The sequence below is a fragment of the Pseudomonas sp. Bout1 genome, from assembly GCF_034314165.1.
Taxonomy (GTDB): Bacteria; Pseudomonadota; Gammaproteobacteria; order Pseudomonadales; family Pseudomonadaceae; genus Aquipseudomonas.
In genome coordinates this window covers 4,753,991-4,770,716 of the sequence record NZ_JAVIWK010000001.1, presented here as the reverse complement: position 1 = coordinate 4,770,716, position 16,726 = coordinate 4,753,991, and the positions used below count along the sequence as shown (strand labels likewise).

The window sequence follows — 16,726 nt, the reverse complement described above, 5'->3', positions numbered from 1 at the left end:
GCATAAGGAGTGGAATCTATGTTTGCAGCTTCCCGGCGGTATTGGGTCGCGGGTTTTATCGGTTTGGTGGGATTGGGCGCCGGACAAGCCCAGGCCGCCAGCTCGGTGCTGATCTGGCCCATTGACCCGGTGCTGGAGGCCGACCAACAGGCCAGCGCCTTGTGGTTGGAGAACCGCGGTACAGAGACCGCGAACCTGCAAATCCGGGTGTTTGCCTGGAGCCAGGGCGGGTTTGACGAGCAGTACCAGAACCAACGTGATGTGATTGGCAGCCCGCCGGTGGCGAAGATCGAACCGGGGCAAAAGCAGCTGGTGCGCTTGACCCGTACCCGCGAAATACCGCCAGGCCAGGAACTGGCCTACCGGATCATCATTGACGAGATTCCTGCCGCGATCCCTGAAACCCCTGCCGCCGATGGCAAGACAGCCGCTGCCATCCGTTTTCAGATGCGTTATTCGGTGCCCTTGTTTGCGTATGGCGCGGGCCTGTGGAGCAAGGATGACGCCACTCGCCAGCGCGACCCCAAGGGCGCGGGCAAGCCCGACCTGAGCTGGAAGAAGGTCACGGTGGCCGGGCGCAACTATGTGGAGATGCGCAACCAGGGCGCCGTGCATGCACGGCTTACCGATGTGGCGTTCAAGCAGGGTGGGCAAACCCGGCCACTGGTGGATGGCCTTCTGGGCTACGTGCTGCCGGGCGCAACCATGCGCTGGCCGGTACCTGAGGGCGTGCAGGCCGATCAACCGTTACAAGTGCGAGTCAATGGCGCAACGCAACTGGAGAATCTCGCACCCGCACGGTAGCGCAACGGAATAGGGCATGGAGTAGCCCTTGGTCTTAACGGATGGAGATGTCCATTGATGGACACAATGCCTTGGTGAGCCAAGATCGGGCTCGTAGTCTGTGGCGATCGGTGTGGGTGGTGGGTGGGCTGTCTGGCCTGGCGCTTGCGCCGGTTGGCGTGGCCGCGACGTTGCCGCCGCCCCCCAGCAGTATGGAGGCTGTAGCCGATGCACAGTTGTTCCTGGAACTGGTGGTCAACCAGTTGGACACTGGCCGCGTGGTCGCCGTTGATCAACGCGGCGGCGGCCTGTTTCTGCCTGCGGCAACGTTACGGGACGTGGGCATGAAACTGCCGGCCGACATCACCACCGAGGTCGCACTGGACCACGTTCCCGGCCTGCATACCGATTATGACAGCCAGGGCCAGCGCCTGATGCTGACGGTACCGCCGGCGTGGTTGCCGGAGCAGTTCATCGGCAACCGCGATAACTACCCGCGCACCCAGGCACTCACCAGTTTTGGGGCGCTGCTCAACTACGATGCCTACCTCAATGACACGGATGATGCTGGCACCTACCTGGGTATCTTCAACGAAGTGCGGCTGTTCGATACGTGGGGCACGCTGTCCAATACCGGCCAATACCGCACCACCTTTGGCGGTCAAACCAGCGGCAGCACCCTGGACAACGGCTATCGGCGCTATGACACCACCTGGCGCTTTTCCGACGATGAACGCCTGCTGACGTATGAGGCGGGCGACGTGATCAGCGGCGCGTTGCCGTGGAGCAGTTCGGTGCGCCTGGGCGGGGTGCAAGTGTCGCGGGACTTCGGTGTTCGCCCGGACCTGGTGACCTACCCCTTGCCACAGTTTGCCGGCGAGGCGGCGGTACCGTCGTCGGTAGACCTGTTTATCAACGGGTACAAGTCCAGCAGTGCCGACCTGCAGCCGGGCCCCTACACCTTGACCAACGTACCGTTTATCAACGGTGCTGGCGAAGCCGTGGTGGTCACCACCGATGCATTGGGCCGGCAGGTTTCAACCACCGTACCGTTCTACGTCACCAGTACGTTGCTGCAAAAAGGCTTGTCGGACTTTTCGGTGGCGGCCGGCAATTTGCGGCGGGACTACACCATTCGGGATTTTGGCTACGGGCCGGGCGTGGCCAGCGGCACGTTCCGCTACGGGGTGTCGGACTCCTTCACCCTGGAAAGCCACGCCGAGGCCTCGGGCGACCTGACCCTGGGTGGGCTGGGCGGCAACGTGCGGCTGGGCAACTACGGGGTGCTCAATACGGCCCTCAGCCAAAGCCAGTTCGGCAACGAGAGTGGCCAGCAACTGAGCTTCGGTTATCAATACAGCAACCAGCGCTACAGCCTGTCTTACCAGCGAGTTGAGCGGCGCGACCAGTACGCCGACCTGACCCTGGTAGACACGCCTTACGCCAGCCTCAGCAAGCGCAGCGAGCAGGTGACCCTGAGCCTGAACCTCAACGACTTTGGCAGCATCGGCGCCGGTTATTTTGATGTACAGGCGGCCGATGACTCCCGCACCCGGTTGTTGAACCTCACGTGGAGCAAGCAGTTGTGGCGCAACACCAGTTTTTACCTGTCGGCTAACCGCGAGATCGGCGACAGCAACTGGGCCGTGCAAGCGCAATTAGTGGTGCCGTTCGACATCTACGGCAGCCTGGCCCTGAGTAATGAGCGCAGCCAGGCTGGCGAGAGCCGCCAGCGCGTCAACTACAGCCGCTCGGTACCGTCCGAGGGCGGGGTGGGCTACAACCTGGGTTACGCCAGTGGCGACGGGCCAGCCTATCGCCAGGCCGACCTGACCTGGCGCATGCAGTCGGTGCAGTTGCAGGCAGGCGTCTACGGCAGCAGTGACGCCGAGACCCGTTGGGCGGACGCCAGCGGCTCGTTGGTGTGGATGGACAACCAAGTGTTCGCGGCCAACCGGGTCAATGATGCCTTCGTGGTGGTGAGCACCGACGGGTACGCCGGGGTACCGGTGCTCTACGAAAACCAGCGGGTGGGTGAAACCGACCGCAACGGGCACCTGCTGGTGCCGTGGAGCAGTGCCTACTACCGGGGCAAGTACGAAATCGACCCGTTGAACCTGCCGGTCAACGTGCAGACCCCGAATGTCGAACAGCGCGTGGCGGTGCGTCGCGGCAGCGGCTACTTGCTGGAGTTCCCGGTGCGCCGGGTGATCGCGGCCAGTATCACTCTGGTAGACGCCCAGCATCAGGACTTGCCCCTGGGCAGCCAGGTACGCCATGAGCAAACCGGGGCGCGAGCGGTGGTGGGGTGGGATGGCCTGGTGTACCTGGAGAACCTGGCGGCCCACAACACCTTGCAGGTCACCCTGGGTGAGGGTCGTACCTGCCAGGCAACGTTCGACCTGGATACCAACGAGGAGCAGGTGCCGCTGATCGGGCCGCTGGTTTGCCAATGACATAAGGAGTGTGGGTGTGCGGGGCAAGGAATGGGTGTTTGCAGTGCTGGTGATGGTGAGCCTGGCTTTCGTGCAGCAGGCACAAGCCTTGTGTTCGGTGGGAGCGACCGTACCTGCAAGCTTTGGCACGGCGGTGAGCTCGATAAGTGTGCGCACCACCGCACAGACCAGCTCGACCAACTCTGGCGGCTTGAACTGCACCTCGGCCCTGATTTCGCTACTGGCCTCCACCGACCACTTCTACGCCACCATCACCGGCTCCTCGCAAGGCGGCATGGTGGGGCCGAGCGGTGATGTGATCAGCTATACGGTGTATGCCAACAACACCACCAGCTTTCCGATGGCCCGGGGCACCGTATTTGACTTTGGCGGCCCTGGCGGCATCGCACAAACAGCCGGGCTGATTTCCGGGCCGGGCACCAAAACCTTGCCGCTTTACATGAGCACGACTATCGGCAGTAACGTGGCAGCAGGCACCTATAGCGAGACCTTGAGTATTTTCTGGAACTGGAACTATTGCTCGGGTATTGGCATTGGCGGCATTTGTTTGGGGCGGGACATCAGCAGCGGCACCACCACCCTGACCGTCAGCGTGACGGTGGCTAACGACTGCACCATCACCGCACCGAATATCGCCTTTGGCAGCGCCCCGGTGATCAGCGGTTTTGCCCCCGTGACCGGGCAAGCCAGCATTGCCTGCACCAAGGGCAGCGCCTACACCGTGGGCATCAGCGACGGCCAGAACCCGGTGAGCGTGGGTGGGCAGCGGCGGATGATCTCGGGGAGCAACTTCCTCAATTACGATATTTTCAAAAGCGCCACCACCACGCGCTGGGGCAGTGTGAGCACCGCGCGGCGCGCCAGCTCCACGGCTGAAGTGAACCCCGGAAATGGCCTGGGCACCGGCAGCCAGGTGTTCAACTTCAACGCGGCGATCTATACCAACCAGGCCACGCCACCGGCAGGCACCTACCTGGATAACGTGGTGCTGGATGTTGGCTTTTAGAACCGCATCGTCTGCTTGAGCATGTGTGTGGTGGATGGGTCTTGCGGGCTGACCATCGCATAGTTATAGCCCGCGCCCGACCAGTACTCGGCCTGCAGCCCGTCGGCGCTGCGGCTGCCGCGGGGCAGAAGTTTGTTTTCCGGGCCCGGCGGGCGAATGTAGAAACTGATGCGCCGCCCTTGCGGGTCTTCATACAGCACCATGGCCGCTGCGCCTTGTTCGGTGCTCAACAGGCGCCCGCTGACCGCCTTGAACCCGGCCTGGCTCAGGTCCGGCAGGCGGTAGGCCTGGTTGAAGTAACGGTCGAGCCAGCCTTGCATGTCGCCGTCGCCTTGTACGCGGTAATCGGCGGGCAGGATGCCGTCCTGGGCAAACAGACGGTAGGCCTGCATGGCGTCGGCCATCGGCAGCACAGCCCCGGCAAGCGTCGCTTGCCGGGCGTGCCAGCCGCCAAGGCCGCCAACACTGACGGCGACCAACAGCACGGCGGCGCTTGCGAGGTGACGGCGTGATTGGCGCTTGATGCGTTGACGGATCAAGGTCGGGTCCAGCTCGGGGTTGGCCGGCTGTTGCAGCACGCCGCTCAAGGACGCTCTTAGGTGCTGCGCATCCTGTTGCCAGGCGTGCACCTGGGCGGCGACCTCCGGGTGGGCCGCCAGCCAGGTGTCGAGCTGGCGGCGGTCGACGTCCAGAAGCTGGTGATCGACGTAGGCATGCAAATCGCGTTCGCTGGGGGGCAGGCTGATCATTTGAGTATCCGCAGGGCAGGGCTGGTGATTTCGCCGTCGCTTACCTGGCGCAGGGCCTGGCGCGCACGTGACAGGCGAGACATCACGGTGCCCACCGGCACCTCAAGGATGTCGGCGACTTCTTTGTAACTCAAGCCTTCCACCGACACCCACAGCAGCAGCGCGCGTTGTTCGGTGTTCAATTTGTCGAAGGCCTGCAGGGTCGATTGTGCGATGACGGTGCGTTCGACCGATGGCTGCGAATCATCGCGGCCAGTGAAAAACTCCAACATGCGCGTGTAACGCCGGGAACGCCGATGGGCGTCGAGAAACTGCCGGTAGAGGATCGAGAACAGCCAGGCGCGCAAGTCGCCTTCAAGGCGTTTGTCAGCCCAACTGATGATCGCGCGTTCAAGGCTGGCCTGTACAAGGTCGTCGGCGCTGCTGCTGTTACGCGTCAACGACACAGCAAATCGCCGCAACCTGGGGATGAGTTCACGTAACTGTTCGTCAAGTTCGTGCATGGGGTGTCCTGCGGCTTCTCATCATTGGCACTGGGCTGTGCTTAGGAAGACGCCGGTCGTTGTAGGTTATTCCATTAATGAAAGAAAGAAACTGGACGATTGGGTATCAGTAATATCTGCATCACTCGGCGGTGTGTAATGACTCGCGTGCCCCTCAATCAACCCTCGTACCTGCAAGGCCATCGCCGGGCAGTGGACAGCAGAGGGTGGATGCATGAAGTCATTAACAACACAAACAAGATGCTTTTCCCGGCAAGGACTTGCCCATTTGCCTGACAGGCAACGTGATCTTTTCGAGCAGTGGGGCACAGGGCCTTCGGCGCGGCCGGCCTACACGCTGGTACACCACGCCATCGAGGCTCACGCGGCCTTGACACCCCAGGCCACGGCCGCCAAATGGGCCGGCCAGCACATCAGTTATGAGCAGTTGAACCGCCAGGCCAATCGGCTGGCGGTGCATTTGGTCGAGCTGGGCGTCAGGCGTGGCGACACCGTGGCGTTGTTTGTCGAGCGTTCGATTCCGATGCTGGTGGGCCTGCTGGCCGTTTTGAAAGTGGGGGCGGCTTATGTGCCGCAGGACGTCAGAATCGCGCCGCCGGTGCAATTGGCGATGATCCTTGAGTCGTTGTCGAGCCCCGTGGTACTGACCTTGTCTGCGTGGAGAGCCCGCGTCCCGCTGGCGCCGGAGCACCGTTGCCTGTGCCTGGACGAATTCCTTGACGAGACACCGCACGTGGGCGAGGCCAATGACAGGGCGTTTATCGCGCCTGAGCCCGACGACCTGTGCTTTGTGCTTTTTACCTCAGGCACCACGGGACGACCCAACGGCGTACAAATCAGCCATCGTAATGTGTGCAACATCGCGCTCACCGAACCCGGCCGATTGGGCATGGCACCAGGCATGAAGGTGGGGCAGATTCTCAACATCGGATTCGACATGGCAGCCTGGGAAATCCTCGGCTGCCTGGCACACGGCGCGACGTTATTGATTCGCGGCAAGGACATTCGCCAGACGGCCCGCGAGTGCCAGGTATTGATCGCCACACCGTCGATCCTTGCCACCCTTGATCCGCGGGAGTGCCCCGCGCTGGAAGTGGTCGCCGTGGCCGGAGAGCCTTGCTCCCAGGCTTTGGCGGATACCTGGAGTTCCCACTGCCGCTTCTATAACGGTTGCGGTCCTACCGAAACCACCATCGTCAATACCTTGCACCGCCATACCCCGGGCCGGCTGTTGACCATTGGCACGCCGACCCCCAACAACACCGTCTATATCCTGGACGAGCAGGGCCGCCCCTGCCGGATGGGTGAGGTCGGCGAAATGTGGGCCGGCGGTGCCGGTGTGAGCGCGGGCTACCTGAATAATCCCGAACTGACGGCCGAGCGCTACCGCCCGGACCCGTTCATGGGGGCAGGCGCGATGATGTTTCGCACCCGTGACCTGGGGTGCTGGACCGCCGATGGCCAGCTTGAACACCGGGGGCGTGTCGACGACCAGGTAAAGGTGCGTGGGTTTCGTGTTGAGTTGGATGCGGTCTCGACGGCGCTGGAGTCGTGCGACGCGTGCGCCCGGGCCGTTACGCTGAAGCTCGACAGCAGAACCCTGGTGGCTTTCGTAACCCCGGCCAGTGCGGACATCGAGGCAGCAAGGCGGCAGTGTGAGCAACGCTTGCCCTATTACTGCGTGCCGTCGCAGATCTTCGCCGTGGAGCGGTTTGCACTCACTTCCCGGGGCAAGATCGATAAGGCACTGCTCCTGCAATTGGCCCGTGACCGTTGCGTGGCGCCGCTTGCGCTTGCGCAGTGTGGGGCCGCTGATGATTGATGCGCTGACAAAAACCGTGGTGCCCCGCAAACCTGTGGTGTGGCGACGCTGGTCTTCATTGCCGATGTTCTCCCAGTACAACTGCCTGGTAGTGATGGTGCTCGCTGCCAATGGGTTGTTTGCGGTGTTTGGCCTGGCCCGGCCGGCTGTTGAGGTCCAGACGCTGTCGACAATGGTGTTGATCAACCTGTCCCTGGCGATCCTGATCCGCCAGCAGTACGTGATCAATCTGCTGTTTTGGCTGGCCACACGGGTACCGGCGGGTTGGCCGTTATGGATCCGCCGCAGGGCGGCCAAGGTCTATCACCTGGGCGGGCTGCACAGTGGCGCAGCGCTGGCGGCGACCGGGTGGTTCGCGGTCATGGTTGCACTTCAGGGCGGGCGTTACTGGCAGCAGCCCTCGAGTGTTTCATTTGCTTGGCTATTGGTCAGCAGTGCGCTGCTGGGCCTGCTGCTGTTGATGGTGATCATGGCCCAGCCCTGGATTCGTGGGCGCTTTCATAATGGTTTCGAGCGTGTGCACCGGTTTGCCGGCTGGGCGGCGCTGTTGCTGTTCTGGGCGCTGACCCTGATGTCTGTGGCGCAAGGCGACCCGCAGGGTGGGTTGCTCCACGGCCTGATGCAGGCTGGCTCATTCTGGATGATGCTGTTGCTGACACTGAGCATCGCTTTGCCCTGGTTACGCTTGCGCAAAGTCCCCGTCGAACACCTGCGCCCGTCCAGGCATGCGGTGATCACCACGTTAGCGCATACCAGGCCGTTTCCCGGATCATCCACCGCCCTTAGCCTGCAGCCGCTGCTGGAGTGGCATTCGTTCGCCAACATCCCCACACCAGGACAGCCGGGTTTTCGCTTGATTGTTTCGCGTGCCGGTGACTGGACGGGACGTTACATCGAGCAGATGCCTTCCCATGTATGGGTCAAGGGGATCACCACCGCGGGTGTGGCGAATATCGAAACGCTGTTTAAGTCCGTGGTGTACATCGCCACTGGCAGCGGGATCGGCCCGGTGATGCCGCATTTGCTGGCAGCCCAGGTGCCGATCCAGTTGATCTGGTCCACCCGTAGCCCGAGGAAAACCTATGGGGATGAACTGGTTGACGAAATTCTGCAAGCCCAGCCCACGGCCGTCATCTGGGATACCGACGTGCGGGGCAAGCCCGACCTGGTGCAATTGGCCTATGGCGCGGTTCACGCCGTTGGTGCCGAGGCCGTGATCTGCATTGCCAACCAGGCGCTGACGCAACGGGTGGTGGAGGAAATGGAAGCGAGGGGAATTCCCGCCTATGGCGCGATATGGGACTCGTGAATCTTTCAGGGCGCTACAACATTCTTTGGACATTGTGGAGGTGGTGATGGATATCGTGGTCGAGCGTTACGGTCGAGTGGTGCTGGTCAGGCTTAATCGGCCCCAGGTAAAAAATGCCCTGAATTCGGCGCTGATGCGCGAGTTGGTTACGTGCTTGCAGGCCCTGGACCAGGATCCGCAGGTAGGGTGTTTCGTGATTACGGGGGCCACGGATTACTTCGCTGCCGGGGCGGATATCAAGGAAATGAGCGGCAAGACTTACCTGGACATGCTCAACGAAGATTACTTCGTTGGTTGGGAAGCCTTTGCCGCGTTGCGCACGCCGAAAATTGCCGCCGTTGCGGGTTTTGCTTTTGGCGGCGGGTGTGAGCTGGCACTGATGTGCGACATGATTTTTGCCGCCGATACCGCGTGTTTCGCCCAACCGGAGATCAAATTGGGCGTGATGCCGGGCATGGGCGCCACCCAGCGGCTGACACACCTGATCGGCAAGGCCAAGGCTATGGATATGATCCTCACCGGCCGGTTAATGACGGCGGTGCAGGCCGAACAGGCCGGATTGGTATCGCGCGTGTTTGCCGCTCATACCCTGCTTGAGCAAGCCCTCGCGGTGGCGCAGCAGGTGGCCAGCTATGCCAAGACTGCCACGGTAGCGGCCTGTGAGGCAGTCAACCAGGCGCAGGAGTTGGGTGTGCGGGACGGGGTGCGATTGGAGAGAAGGCTGTTCCATGGGCTGTTTGCGACCCCTGATCAGAAGGAGGGAATGCACGCGTTCCTGCAAAAGCGCGCGGCTTCGTTTAATCAGCCATAACAACGGAGAAAAGCTGGGCGGTGGTTGCCAAGAAAATAACTACAGTGAAAAGGGAATAAACCTACATGAGCTGCGTCTCATAGCACCTTCCCCCTGCGGCCCCGGCCCTGGAGCTTTTCATGGTAGATCACTCATCACCGCCCCGTGCGCCGTTGAGCACCGCAAGCCTGATAATTCGGTTGGCCAGCATCGGCGTGGTGGTCGCGGTTGTGGCCGGGGCTTTTGCCTACGTCAACGGTAGCCTCGACCCACAGCGGTTGCGGCCTAAAACCCTGGTCAACGCCCTGGAAACCAACAACGGCCTGCACCCGGGCTACCGTCGTAACCATGCCAAGGGCGTGTGTGTGGCCGGTTATTTCGAAAGCAGCCCCGAGGCGCGGCAGTATTCCAGTGCCCAAGTCTTCAGCGAGGCGCGCACCCCGGTGATCGGGCGTTTTGCGCTGCCCAGCGGCAACCCGTATGCGCCGGACAGCAGCGTGCCGATCCGCAGTTTTGCCTTGCAGTTCAGCCTGGCCAACGGCCAGCAATGGCGCACCGGAATGAACAGCATGCCGGTGTTCCCGGTGGGTACGCCCGAGGCATTTTTTGCGATGCTCAAGGCCGGGGCACCCGACCCCGCCACCGGCAAACCGAACCCAACAGCCATGCCGGCATTCTTCGCGGCGCATCCCGAGACCGCGCAGTTCCTGGCCTGGGTCAAAACCGCCAAGCCGTCTGCCAGCTACGCCACTGAGACCTATAACGGCATCAATGCGTTTTACCTGGTAAACCCCAGCGGTCAGCGCCAGGCCGTGCGCTGGGGCGTCGTGCCACAAAGCCAGGATGCCGCGGGTGCCACGGCACCGGCCGGCAGTGATTTTCTCGAAAAAGACCTGACGCAGCGCCTGGTGGCCGGCCCGTTGCGCTGGCAGTTGAATCTCACCCTGGCCAACCCGGGAGACCCTTTGGACGATGCCAGCAAGGCCTGGGCCGGCGAGCACAAGGTGCTGAATGCCGGGACGCTGGTGCTGCAAAGCAGCCAGCCGCAGATGGACGGTGATTGCCGCGACATCAACTTTGATCCACTGGTGCTGCCGAGCGGTATCGAAGCCTCAAATGACCCGCTGCTGGCTGCCCGTTCGGCGGCATACGCCAGTTCTTACCTGCGTCGCACCAGCGAAGTCAGCCAGTTGCACAGCGCCCCTCAGGAGTCGAAGCCATGAATGCCCAACCCCGGTTTTTCGCTCCGCTGGCGCGGCTGCTGCATTGGTTGATGGCGTTGATGATCATCGCCATGCTGTTTATTGGCGCAGGCATGGTGGCCTCGGTGTCAGAGCGTCATGAGTGGCTGATCCACCTGCACAAACCGTTGGGGATTGCGATCCTGGCACTGGTGATCGTGCGGCTGGTGGTGCGTTTTTCCACTCGCCAGCCGCCGCTTCCTGCTGACCTGCCGCTGTGGCAGGTGCTGGCGGCCAAGGCGTCCCATGTGGTGCTGTATGCCTTGATGCTGGTGTTGCCGCTGCTGGGCTGGGCGATGATTTCGGCGGCCGGCGACCCGGTGATGCTCAGTAGTTCGGTGCAACTGCCGGCGTTGGTGGGAGCAAACGCGCCGTTATTTGCTGTGTTGCGCAAGGCCCACGGTTATCTGGCTTATTTGCTGTTTTTGACGGTGCTGCTGCACCTCGCGGCGGCGCTGTTCCACGGGTTGATCCGGCGTGACGGCGTACTGCAGAGCATGACCGGCAGCAAGGACTGATACCTTGCCCGGCGACGGCGGCTGTGTAGCCGCCGTCGCCGGGCAAGGTGGACCCTTAGCGCAGTACGCCGACGATATCCGCCACGCTACTCAACACATCCTTGGCCAATTGCATCGAGCGTTTGCCCGACCAGCCGGTGTGCGGGTTGGGCGCGTCATCGTTGTCCTTGAAGGGCATTTCCAGGGTCAGGGACAGGCAATCGAACTTCTCGCCGACGCTGTTGCACGCAAGTGTCATGTTGGCTTCGCCGGGCAGGTCGCGGGTGTAGCCGTGCACCGTCTGGAAGTCGCGGGTGAGGCCACTCAAGTGGCTGCGAAAGTGTTTCTCCAACTGCTCGATGCGTGGCGTGTAGCCAGGGTTGCCTTCACAGCCAGCGGTGAAAACGTAGGGGATTTCTTCGTCGCCGTGGATATCCAGGAACAAGTCGACGCCGTACTTTTCCATTTGCTGCTGGACGAACAGCACTTCCGGGCTGATCTCCTGGCTTGCACTCTGCCAGGCGCGATTGAGGTCCTGGCCCATGGCGTTGGTGCGCAGGTGACCATGGAACGCGCCATCGGGGTTCATGTTCGGCACCAGATACAGGTCGGCGGCGGCCAGCAGTTTTTTCAACTCGGTGTCACCGTCCTGCTGCAGGCGCTCGATAATGCCCTCCATGAACCATTCGGCCATATGTTCGCCGGGATGCTGCTGGGCGATGATCCAGACTTTGCGCTTGTTGGCTTGGCCTTTACCACGGCGCAGCAGTTGGATGTCTCGACCTTCGACACTTTTGCCGGTGGCCAGCAATTGCGTGCCGGCGCGGTTCAGCGCCTGCCCGATCAGCCAGTCATGGCGTTCGCGGCTGTAGGGTTCGAAGTAGGCAAACCAGGCTTGTTTTTCGCGGGTTTCGAGGGCGATGTGTAACGTCTCGCCATCAAAGCGGGTGGGCACCCGAAACCAGTTGATATGGTCGTAGGACGCCACGGCGTTGTAGCCACTCCAGGCGTGCTTGTAGGAAGAATGGCTAGCGTTGCTCAGGCGAAAGGTGTGGGTGTGGCCCACGTGCATGCCTTCGGCCTTGAAGTGGAACCACTGGAAGTGTTGGCTGCGCGTGTCCGGCTTGATGGCTAACAGCAACTGGTGGGCATCGCTGGCGTCGAGCACCTGGATATTGCCGCTGTCGAAGTCGGTACTGATCTTGATGGAGGTCAAGGCCACGGTCATAGTCTGGGTGCCTGAATATGAGTGTTGTGGCGGGCATTTTACACCGGAGTGGGGTAAAGCCTGGATGCAATTTTTGCGGGGGAGGAGGGGGCGTCGTCCATGACGCCGCCGCAGCTTAGAATCTATGAGATTGATTCTCAAGTGCTATTTTTGAAAGAACCGGCCTAGAGCGCTCGATCGACTTTCTTTTGGCGATGGTCTTTTGCTACCATGCGCGTCATCAAGTAACACACAGTCTTCATTAGCCTGAAGCCACGCCAGAAAAAACTGGCAAAAAAAAGACCCGGCCAAAGAGCCGGGTCAAAAACCGTGATTAGCCTGATGAGGAGATATTCCAAGAGTCCGACCTAAGGTCTCTTGGGCTATCGACTGATCTCGCGATCAGCTAGGTCCAATAATAATCATTATCATTTGCAAGTCAAATGTTTTTATCCCTCAGATAGAAATATTTTTGCTTCGCCTCGTTACATTCTCGCCGAGGGTTCGGCCTCCCGGGCCGAAAGTCGCAGCGACCGCTCCACCATTACCTTCGCCATATCAATCAAGTAGACCACTGAAAACGCCAGGTCCCGGCTATTGCCGTGGGCGCTGTTTGCCGACTCATAAGCGGTGGCGGCTGCGCTGCGCAGCAGGTCGGAGGCGTGGACCAGCGCTTCTTCATCGCTGATGCCTGGCTTGACCTCGAACAACGCGTCGTCAACGGCGGGTGGCGCGGCAGATTCTTTCAAGTAATAGTCCAGCGCGCGCTGGGCGGCGCCGCTGCTGCGCATGAACAACAGCTCGTCGTCATCGCAGGTTTCGGGCAGGGGATGCGGGGTTGTCGTCATTAGGTCGGTGCTCTGGGTGGGTGTCGAAAGCCTGCAACCGATATTAGTACTAATCGTATTTATGGCGTTTTATTGATTACTACAAACTGTTTATTGTCGTTGTGAGTACACAACGTATTGTCAGGCCCCATGGATAGATGGATAGCGTTGGTCAAGGCCAGCATGAAAGACCGCAAGGTCACGCAGGATCAATTGGCGTCGCGCCTGGGCATGTCTCAGGGTGGGGTCGGCCATTGGCTGAACAAACGCCGGGTGCCGAGCCTTGCCGACATGAACCGAGTGATGGCAGAACTAGGCCTGGATTACCTTGAGGTCGCGCTGGTGGTGCGCGAAAAAACGGTCGCACCAGTGGCGCAAGCGCTGAAGCCGACGCCGCATGACAACCCCAGTTATCGTTACCCGGTGAGCGAAGGGAAGGGAGGGTACCTATTGCAGGAAGAACCTCGGCCATACGGCGCTGGCCGTTTGCAGATAAGCGACTATCACGCCCGTGGCAAGGCATTCTGGATGCGGGTGACGGGCAATGCCATGACCGCCCCCAGCGGTTTGAGTATCACTGAGGGCATGATGGTTCAGGTGGACCCGGCCATTAAGCCCGAACCCGGCAAACTGGTGGTGGCCCAATGGGCATTCAACCCCCAGTCGGTCCTGCGCAAACTGGTGAAGCAAAGCGGCCAGCTTTACCTGGTACCGCTTAACCCGACTTACCCGAAGATGCTCTTCACTGAAGAGTGCCGGATCGTCGGCGTGGTGGTGCAGGCGGTCACGAGGTTTTAACTCGTGGCTTCCAGTTCCACCAATGCGCTGCCTTCACTGACCATTTCACCTTCCTGGCAGTACAGCGCCTTGATCACCCCTGCATGGGGCGCGCGAATGCTGTGCTCCATCTTCATGGCTTCCAGCACCACCAGTTGCGTGCCGGCCTCAACCGTTTGCCCCGCTTCCACCAGTACCCGCACGATGCTGCCGTTCATCGGTGCGGTCAGGCCGCCCTCATGGGATTGGCCGGCGTCGACGGCGGCGATTGGGTCGAACAGGCTGACGCTGTGTACCTCGCCGTCCCAACGCAGAAACAGGCTGGCGCCCTCGCGTACCGCCAGATGGGAACGACGCACGCCTTGCTGGTCGATCAGCAACTGTTCACCGTGCAACTGTGGCGCATTGGCGCCGGTTTGCAGCTTCACCAGGCGATCCTGGCCGTTGCAGCTCAAGTGCAGGGACACTTCGGCCGGCAAACCGGCGCGAAAGCCGCGGGCGTCTGCCCAGGGCGAATGAGAGTCGCTGCTCGGTTGGGTGCATATCAGCGCCTGGCCTGCGGCCTGCCAGAACGCCTCGCCCAACTCGCCTGGCGCAGGCAGCAGTTCATCCTGATAACGCGGGATAAACCCGGTATCCAATTCAGCGGCTGCAAACGCCGGATGGCCGATGATGCGTCGCAAAAAGCCGAGGTTGGTCTTCAAACCACCCACGGCGAATTCATCGAGCATGCCCAGCAGTCGCAGGCGCGCCTGTTCGCGGTCTTCACCCCAGGCAATCAGCTTGCCGAGCATCGGGTCATAGAACGGTGAAACGCTGTCGCCCTGTTCTACACCGCTGTCTACCCGACGTCCCGGCCCGGGCTTGGATTCGCGGTACAGCGCCAAGTGTCCGGTGGCCGGCAGGAAATCATTGGCCGGGTCCTCGGCGTACAAGCGCACTTCAATGGCATGCCCCCGCAGCGGCACCTGCTCCTGGGTCATCGGCAGCGGCTCGCCCTGGGCCACACGAATCTGCCAGGCCACCAGGTCCAGGCCGGTGATCGCCTCGGTCACCGGGTGTTCCACCTGCAGTCGGGTGTTCATCTCCATGAAGAAAAACTCGCCGCGGGCATCCAGCAGAAACTCCACGGTGCCCGCACCTACGTAACCGATCGACTGAGCAGCACGTACGGCCGCTTCGCCCATGGCCTTGCGCTGCTCGGCACTCAGGCCGGGCGCGGGCGCTTCCTCGACGACTTTTTGATGCCGACGCTGGATCGAGCAGTCGCGTTCGTTGAGGTACAGGCAATGGCCGTGCTGGTCGGCGAACACCTGAATCTCGACGTGACGCGGCTTGAGCAAATACTTCTCCACCAGCATCTGCGCGTTGCCAAACGAGGACAGCGCTTCACGCTGGGCCGATGCGAGGGCTTCGGCCAATTGGCTGACGTCCTCGACCACTTTCATGCCCTTGCCGCCACCGCCGGCGGTAGCCTTGAGCAACACCGGGTAACCGATGCGCTCGGCCGCCTGGCGAAAGGTTTCCAGGTCCTGGGCGTCACCGTGGTAACCGGGCACCAGCGGCACGCCGGCGGTTTCCATCAGCGCCTTGGCCGCCGATTTGCTGCCCATGGCATCAATGGCCGAGGCGGGCGGGCCGAGGAAGATCAGCCCGGCGGCTTCAATGGCGCGGGCGAACCCGGCGTTCTCTGAAAGAAAGCCATAGCCTGGGTGAATCGCCTGGGCGCCACTGGCTTGGGCTGCGGCGATCAATTTGTCGATTTGCAGGTAGCTGTCGGCGGCCTTGCTGCCGCCCAGGTCAACGCGGATATCTGCCTCTCGGGCGTGCCGCGCGTCGCGGTCAGTGGCGCTGTGCACGGCCACGGTGGTCAAGCCCATGGCCTTGGCGGTACGCATCACACGGCAGGCAATTTCGCCACGGTTGGCCACCAGTACAGTGGTAAGCGTCTTCATGAACGCGGCTCCTGAGGCTGCCAGTTGGGCGTGCGTTTTTGCAGGAATGCGCGCAAGCCTTCCTGGCCTTCTGCGCTGACGCGGATCCGGGCGATGGAGTTTTCACAATAGCGGCGCAACGCCGGGGTGAGCGCGCCATGGCCGACCTCGCGCAACAGATCCTTGCTGGCACGCATGGCCGCCGGGCTGTTGAGCAGCAGGTTGGTGATCCACAGTTCAACGTGCACCTCCAGGTCAACGGCCGGATAACTTTCCGCCAAAAGCCCGATTTCTCGCGCACGCTGGCCGCCAAAACGGTCGGCCGTGAGGGCATATCGGCGGGCTGCCCGCTCGCCGATCGCCTGCACCACGAACGGGCTGATCACTGCCGGCGCCAGGCCGATACGCACTTCCGACAGGCAGAACTGCGCATCATCGGTGCCAATCGCCATATCGCAGCAACTGATCAGCCCGAGGGCGCCGCCGTAGGCCGCACCCTGAACCACCGCCAGCGTCGGGATCTTCAGCTTGGCCAAGTTGTACATCAGCTCGGCCAGCTCCCGGGCATCGTCCAGGTTGGTGTGGTAATCCAGCTCGGCCGACTGTTGCATCCAGGCCAGGTCGGCGCCGGCGCTGAAGTGCTTGCCGCGCCCGCGCAGCACCAGGAAGCGCAGGGCTGGATCGCCTTGCACCTGGTCCAGGGCGATGATCAATTCGCGGATCATTTCGGCGTTGAACGCGTTGTTCTTGGCTTCACGACTGAGCCACAGGGTGGCAAAGCCACGCGGGTCGGTGACCAGTTCGAGGGTGTTGAAATCGCTCATG

The 16,726-nt window shown here is 61.7% G+C and carries 15 protein-coding genes; 9 read left to right on the top strand and 6 right to left on the bottom strand.

All coding sequences use genetic code 11. The features are described from left to right. Positions 1-18 precede the first annotated feature (18 nt). From RGV33_RS22110 to RGV33_RS22100, 3 genes are read left to right on the top strand one after another with little or no spacing between them, the layout of a single operon-like run. Complete coding sequence (locus RGV33_RS22110; protein WP_322146132.1) at positions 19-804, top strand: molecular chaperone; 786 nt, start codon at positions 19-21, stop codon at positions 802-804. 41 nt (positions 805-845) lie between these two features. Further along, a complete protein-coding gene (locus RGV33_RS22105) occupies positions 846-3,239 on the top strand; it encodes a fimbria/pilus outer membrane usher protein (protein ID WP_322146131.1) in 2,394 nt (797 codons plus the stop codon). 52 nt (positions 3,240-3,291) lie between these two features. Beyond that, entirely contained in the window at positions 3,292-4,245 is a 954-nt protein-coding gene (locus RGV33_RS22100; RefSeq protein WP_322148721.1) for a spore coat U domain-containing protein, read from the top strand. On the opposite strand, the gene RGV33_RS22095 is transcribed toward RGV33_RS22100, so the two are convergent. Together RGV33_RS22095 and RGV33_RS22090 are read right to left on the bottom strand one after the other, a co-directional pair. After that, on the bottom strand, positions 4,242-4,994 hold the full coding sequence (locus RGV33_RS22095; protein ID WP_322146130.1) for an anti-sigma factor: 753 nt from the start codon (positions 4,992-4,994) through the stop codon (positions 4,242-4,244). The two genes, RGV33_RS22100 and RGV33_RS22095, sit on opposite strands and share 4 nt — an antisense overlap. Beyond that, on the bottom strand, positions 4,991-5,497 hold the full coding sequence (locus RGV33_RS22090; protein WP_322146129.1) for an RNA polymerase sigma factor: 507 nt from the start codon (positions 5,495-5,497) through the stop codon (positions 4,991-4,993). The genes RGV33_RS22095 and RGV33_RS22090 overlap by 4 nt, the downstream gene beginning before the upstream one ends. A gap of 214 nt (positions 5,498-5,711) precedes the next feature. Here RGV33_RS22090 and RGV33_RS22085 point away from each other — a divergent pair, with 214 nt between their 5' ends. The 5 genes from RGV33_RS22085 to RGV33_RS22065 all read left to right on the top strand — a co-directional run bounded on the left by RGV33_RS22085 (position 5,712) and on the right by RGV33_RS22065 (position 11,177). Next, a complete protein-coding gene (locus tag RGV33_RS22085; RefSeq protein ID WP_322146128.1) occupies positions 5,712-7,319 on the top strand; it encodes an amino acid adenylation domain-containing protein in 1,608 nt (535 codons plus the stop codon). Then, the gene (locus tag RGV33_RS22080; protein WP_322148720.1) at positions 7,312-8,628 is read left to right on the top strand and encodes a hypothetical protein; all 1,317 of its coding nucleotides are present in this window, start codon (positions 7,312-7,314) and stop codon (positions 8,626-8,628) included. Before RGV33_RS22085 ends, RGV33_RS22080 begins: the two co-directional genes overlap by 8 nt. 46 nt (positions 8,629-8,674) lie before the next feature. Beyond that, positions 8,675-9,439, top strand: a complete 765-nt coding sequence (locus RGV33_RS22075; protein ID WP_322146127.1) for an enoyl-CoA hydratase-related protein — start codon at positions 8,675-8,677, stop codon at positions 9,437-9,439. A 119-nt stretch (positions 9,440-9,558) separates the two neighbouring features. Further along, the gene (locus RGV33_RS22070) at positions 9,559-10,641 is read left to right on the top strand and encodes a catalase family peroxidase (protein ID WP_322146126.1); all 1,083 of its coding nucleotides are present in this window, start codon (positions 9,559-9,561) and stop codon (positions 10,639-10,641) included. Next, a complete protein-coding gene (locus RGV33_RS22065; protein WP_003212459.1) occupies positions 10,638-11,177 on the top strand; it encodes a cytochrome b in 540 nt (179 codons plus the stop codon). The genes RGV33_RS22070 and RGV33_RS22065 overlap by 4 nt, the downstream gene beginning before the upstream one ends. Positions 11,178-11,232: 55 nt before the next feature. Here the strand turns inward: RGV33_RS22065 and RGV33_RS22060 are convergent, their stop codons facing one another. Together RGV33_RS22060 and RGV33_RS22055 are read right to left on the bottom strand one after the other, a co-directional pair. Next, entirely contained in the window at positions 11,233-12,384 is a 1,152-nt protein-coding gene (locus RGV33_RS22060; RefSeq protein ID WP_322146125.1) for a M14-type cytosolic carboxypeptidase, read from the bottom strand. A gap of 464 nt (positions 12,385-12,848) precedes the next feature. Next, entirely contained in the window at positions 12,849-13,211 is a 363-nt protein-coding gene (locus RGV33_RS22055) for a DUF6124 family protein (RefSeq protein WP_322146124.1), read from the bottom strand. Between the two features lie 129 nt (positions 13,212-13,340). Here RGV33_RS22055 and RGV33_RS22050 point away from each other — a divergent pair, with 129 nt between their 5' ends. Continuing rightward, positions 13,341-13,988: an XRE family transcriptional regulator gene (locus tag RGV33_RS22050; RefSeq protein WP_322146123.1), complete on the top strand. Its 648-nt coding sequence runs from the start codon at positions 13,341-13,343 to the stop codon at positions 13,986-13,988. On the opposite strand, the gene RGV33_RS22045 is transcribed toward RGV33_RS22050, so the two are convergent. Continuing rightward, a complete protein-coding gene (locus RGV33_RS22045; RefSeq protein WP_322146122.1) occupies positions 13,985-15,922 on the bottom strand; it encodes an acetyl/propionyl/methylcrotonyl-CoA carboxylase subunit alpha in 1,938 nt (645 codons plus the stop codon). The genes RGV33_RS22050 and RGV33_RS22045 overlap by 4 nt on opposite strands. Further along, positions 15,919-16,725, bottom strand: coding sequence for a gamma-carboxygeranoyl-CoA hydratase (locus RGV33_RS22040; protein WP_322146121.1), 807 nt, complete (start codon positions 16,723-16,725; stop codon positions 15,919-15,921). The genes RGV33_RS22045 and RGV33_RS22040 overlap by 4 nt, the downstream gene beginning before the upstream one ends. Position 16,726 lies beyond the last annotated feature (1 nt).

Excerpts from the sequence above, each read along its gene's own strand:
- RGV33_RS22110 (WP_322146132.1), top strand. The coding sequence starts at position 19 with ATGTTTGCAGCTTCCCGGCGGTATTGGGTCGCGGGTTTTATCGGTTTG.
- RGV33_RS22105 (WP_322146131.1), top strand. The coding sequence starts at position 846 with ATGGAGATGTCCATTGATGGACACAATGCCTTGGTGAGCCAAGATCGG.
- RGV33_RS22100 (WP_322148721.1), top strand. The coding sequence starts at position 3,292 with ATGGTGAGCCTGGCTTTCGTGCAGCAGGCACAAGCCTTGTGTTCGGTG.
- RGV33_RS22095 (WP_322146130.1), bottom strand. The coding sequence starts at position 4,994 with ATGATCAGCCTGCCCCCCAGCGAACGCGATTTGCATGCCTACGTCGAT.
- RGV33_RS22090 (WP_322146129.1), bottom strand. The coding sequence starts at position 5,497 with ATGCACGAACTTGACGAACAGTTACGTGAACTCATCCCCAGGTTGCGG.
- RGV33_RS22085 (WP_322146128.1), top strand. The coding sequence starts at position 5,712 with ATGAAGTCATTAACAACACAAACAAGATGCTTTTCCCGGCAAGGACTT.
- RGV33_RS22080 (WP_322148720.1), top strand. The coding sequence starts at position 7,312 with ATGATTGATGCGCTGACAAAAACCGTGGTGCCCCGCAAACCTGTGGTG.
- RGV33_RS22075 (WP_322146127.1), top strand. The coding sequence starts at position 8,675 with ATGGATATCGTGGTCGAGCGTTACGGTCGAGTGGTGCTGGTCAGGCTT.
- RGV33_RS22070 (WP_322146126.1), top strand. The coding sequence starts at position 9,559 with ATGGTAGATCACTCATCACCGCCCCGTGCGCCGTTGAGCACCGCAAGC.
- RGV33_RS22065 (WP_003212459.1), top strand. The coding sequence starts at position 10,638 with ATGAATGCCCAACCCCGGTTTTTCGCTCCGCTGGCGCGGCTGCTGCAT.
- RGV33_RS22060 (WP_322146125.1), bottom strand. The coding sequence starts at position 12,384 with ATGACCGTGGCCTTGACCTCCATCAAGATCAGTACCGACTTCGACAGC.
- RGV33_RS22055 (WP_322146124.1), bottom strand. The coding sequence starts at position 13,211 with ATGACGACAACCCCGCATCCCCTGCCCGAAACCTGCGATGACGACGAG.
- RGV33_RS22050 (WP_322146123.1), top strand. The coding sequence starts at position 13,341 with ATGGATAGATGGATAGCGTTGGTCAAGGCCAGCATGAAAGACCGCAAG.
- RGV33_RS22045 (WP_322146122.1), bottom strand. The coding sequence starts at position 15,922 with ATGAAGACGCTTACCACTGTACTGGTGGCCAACCGTGGCGAAATTGCC.
- RGV33_RS22040 (WP_322146121.1), bottom strand. The coding sequence starts at position 16,725 with ATGAGCGATTTCAACACCCTCGAACTGGTCACCGACCCGCGTGGCTTT.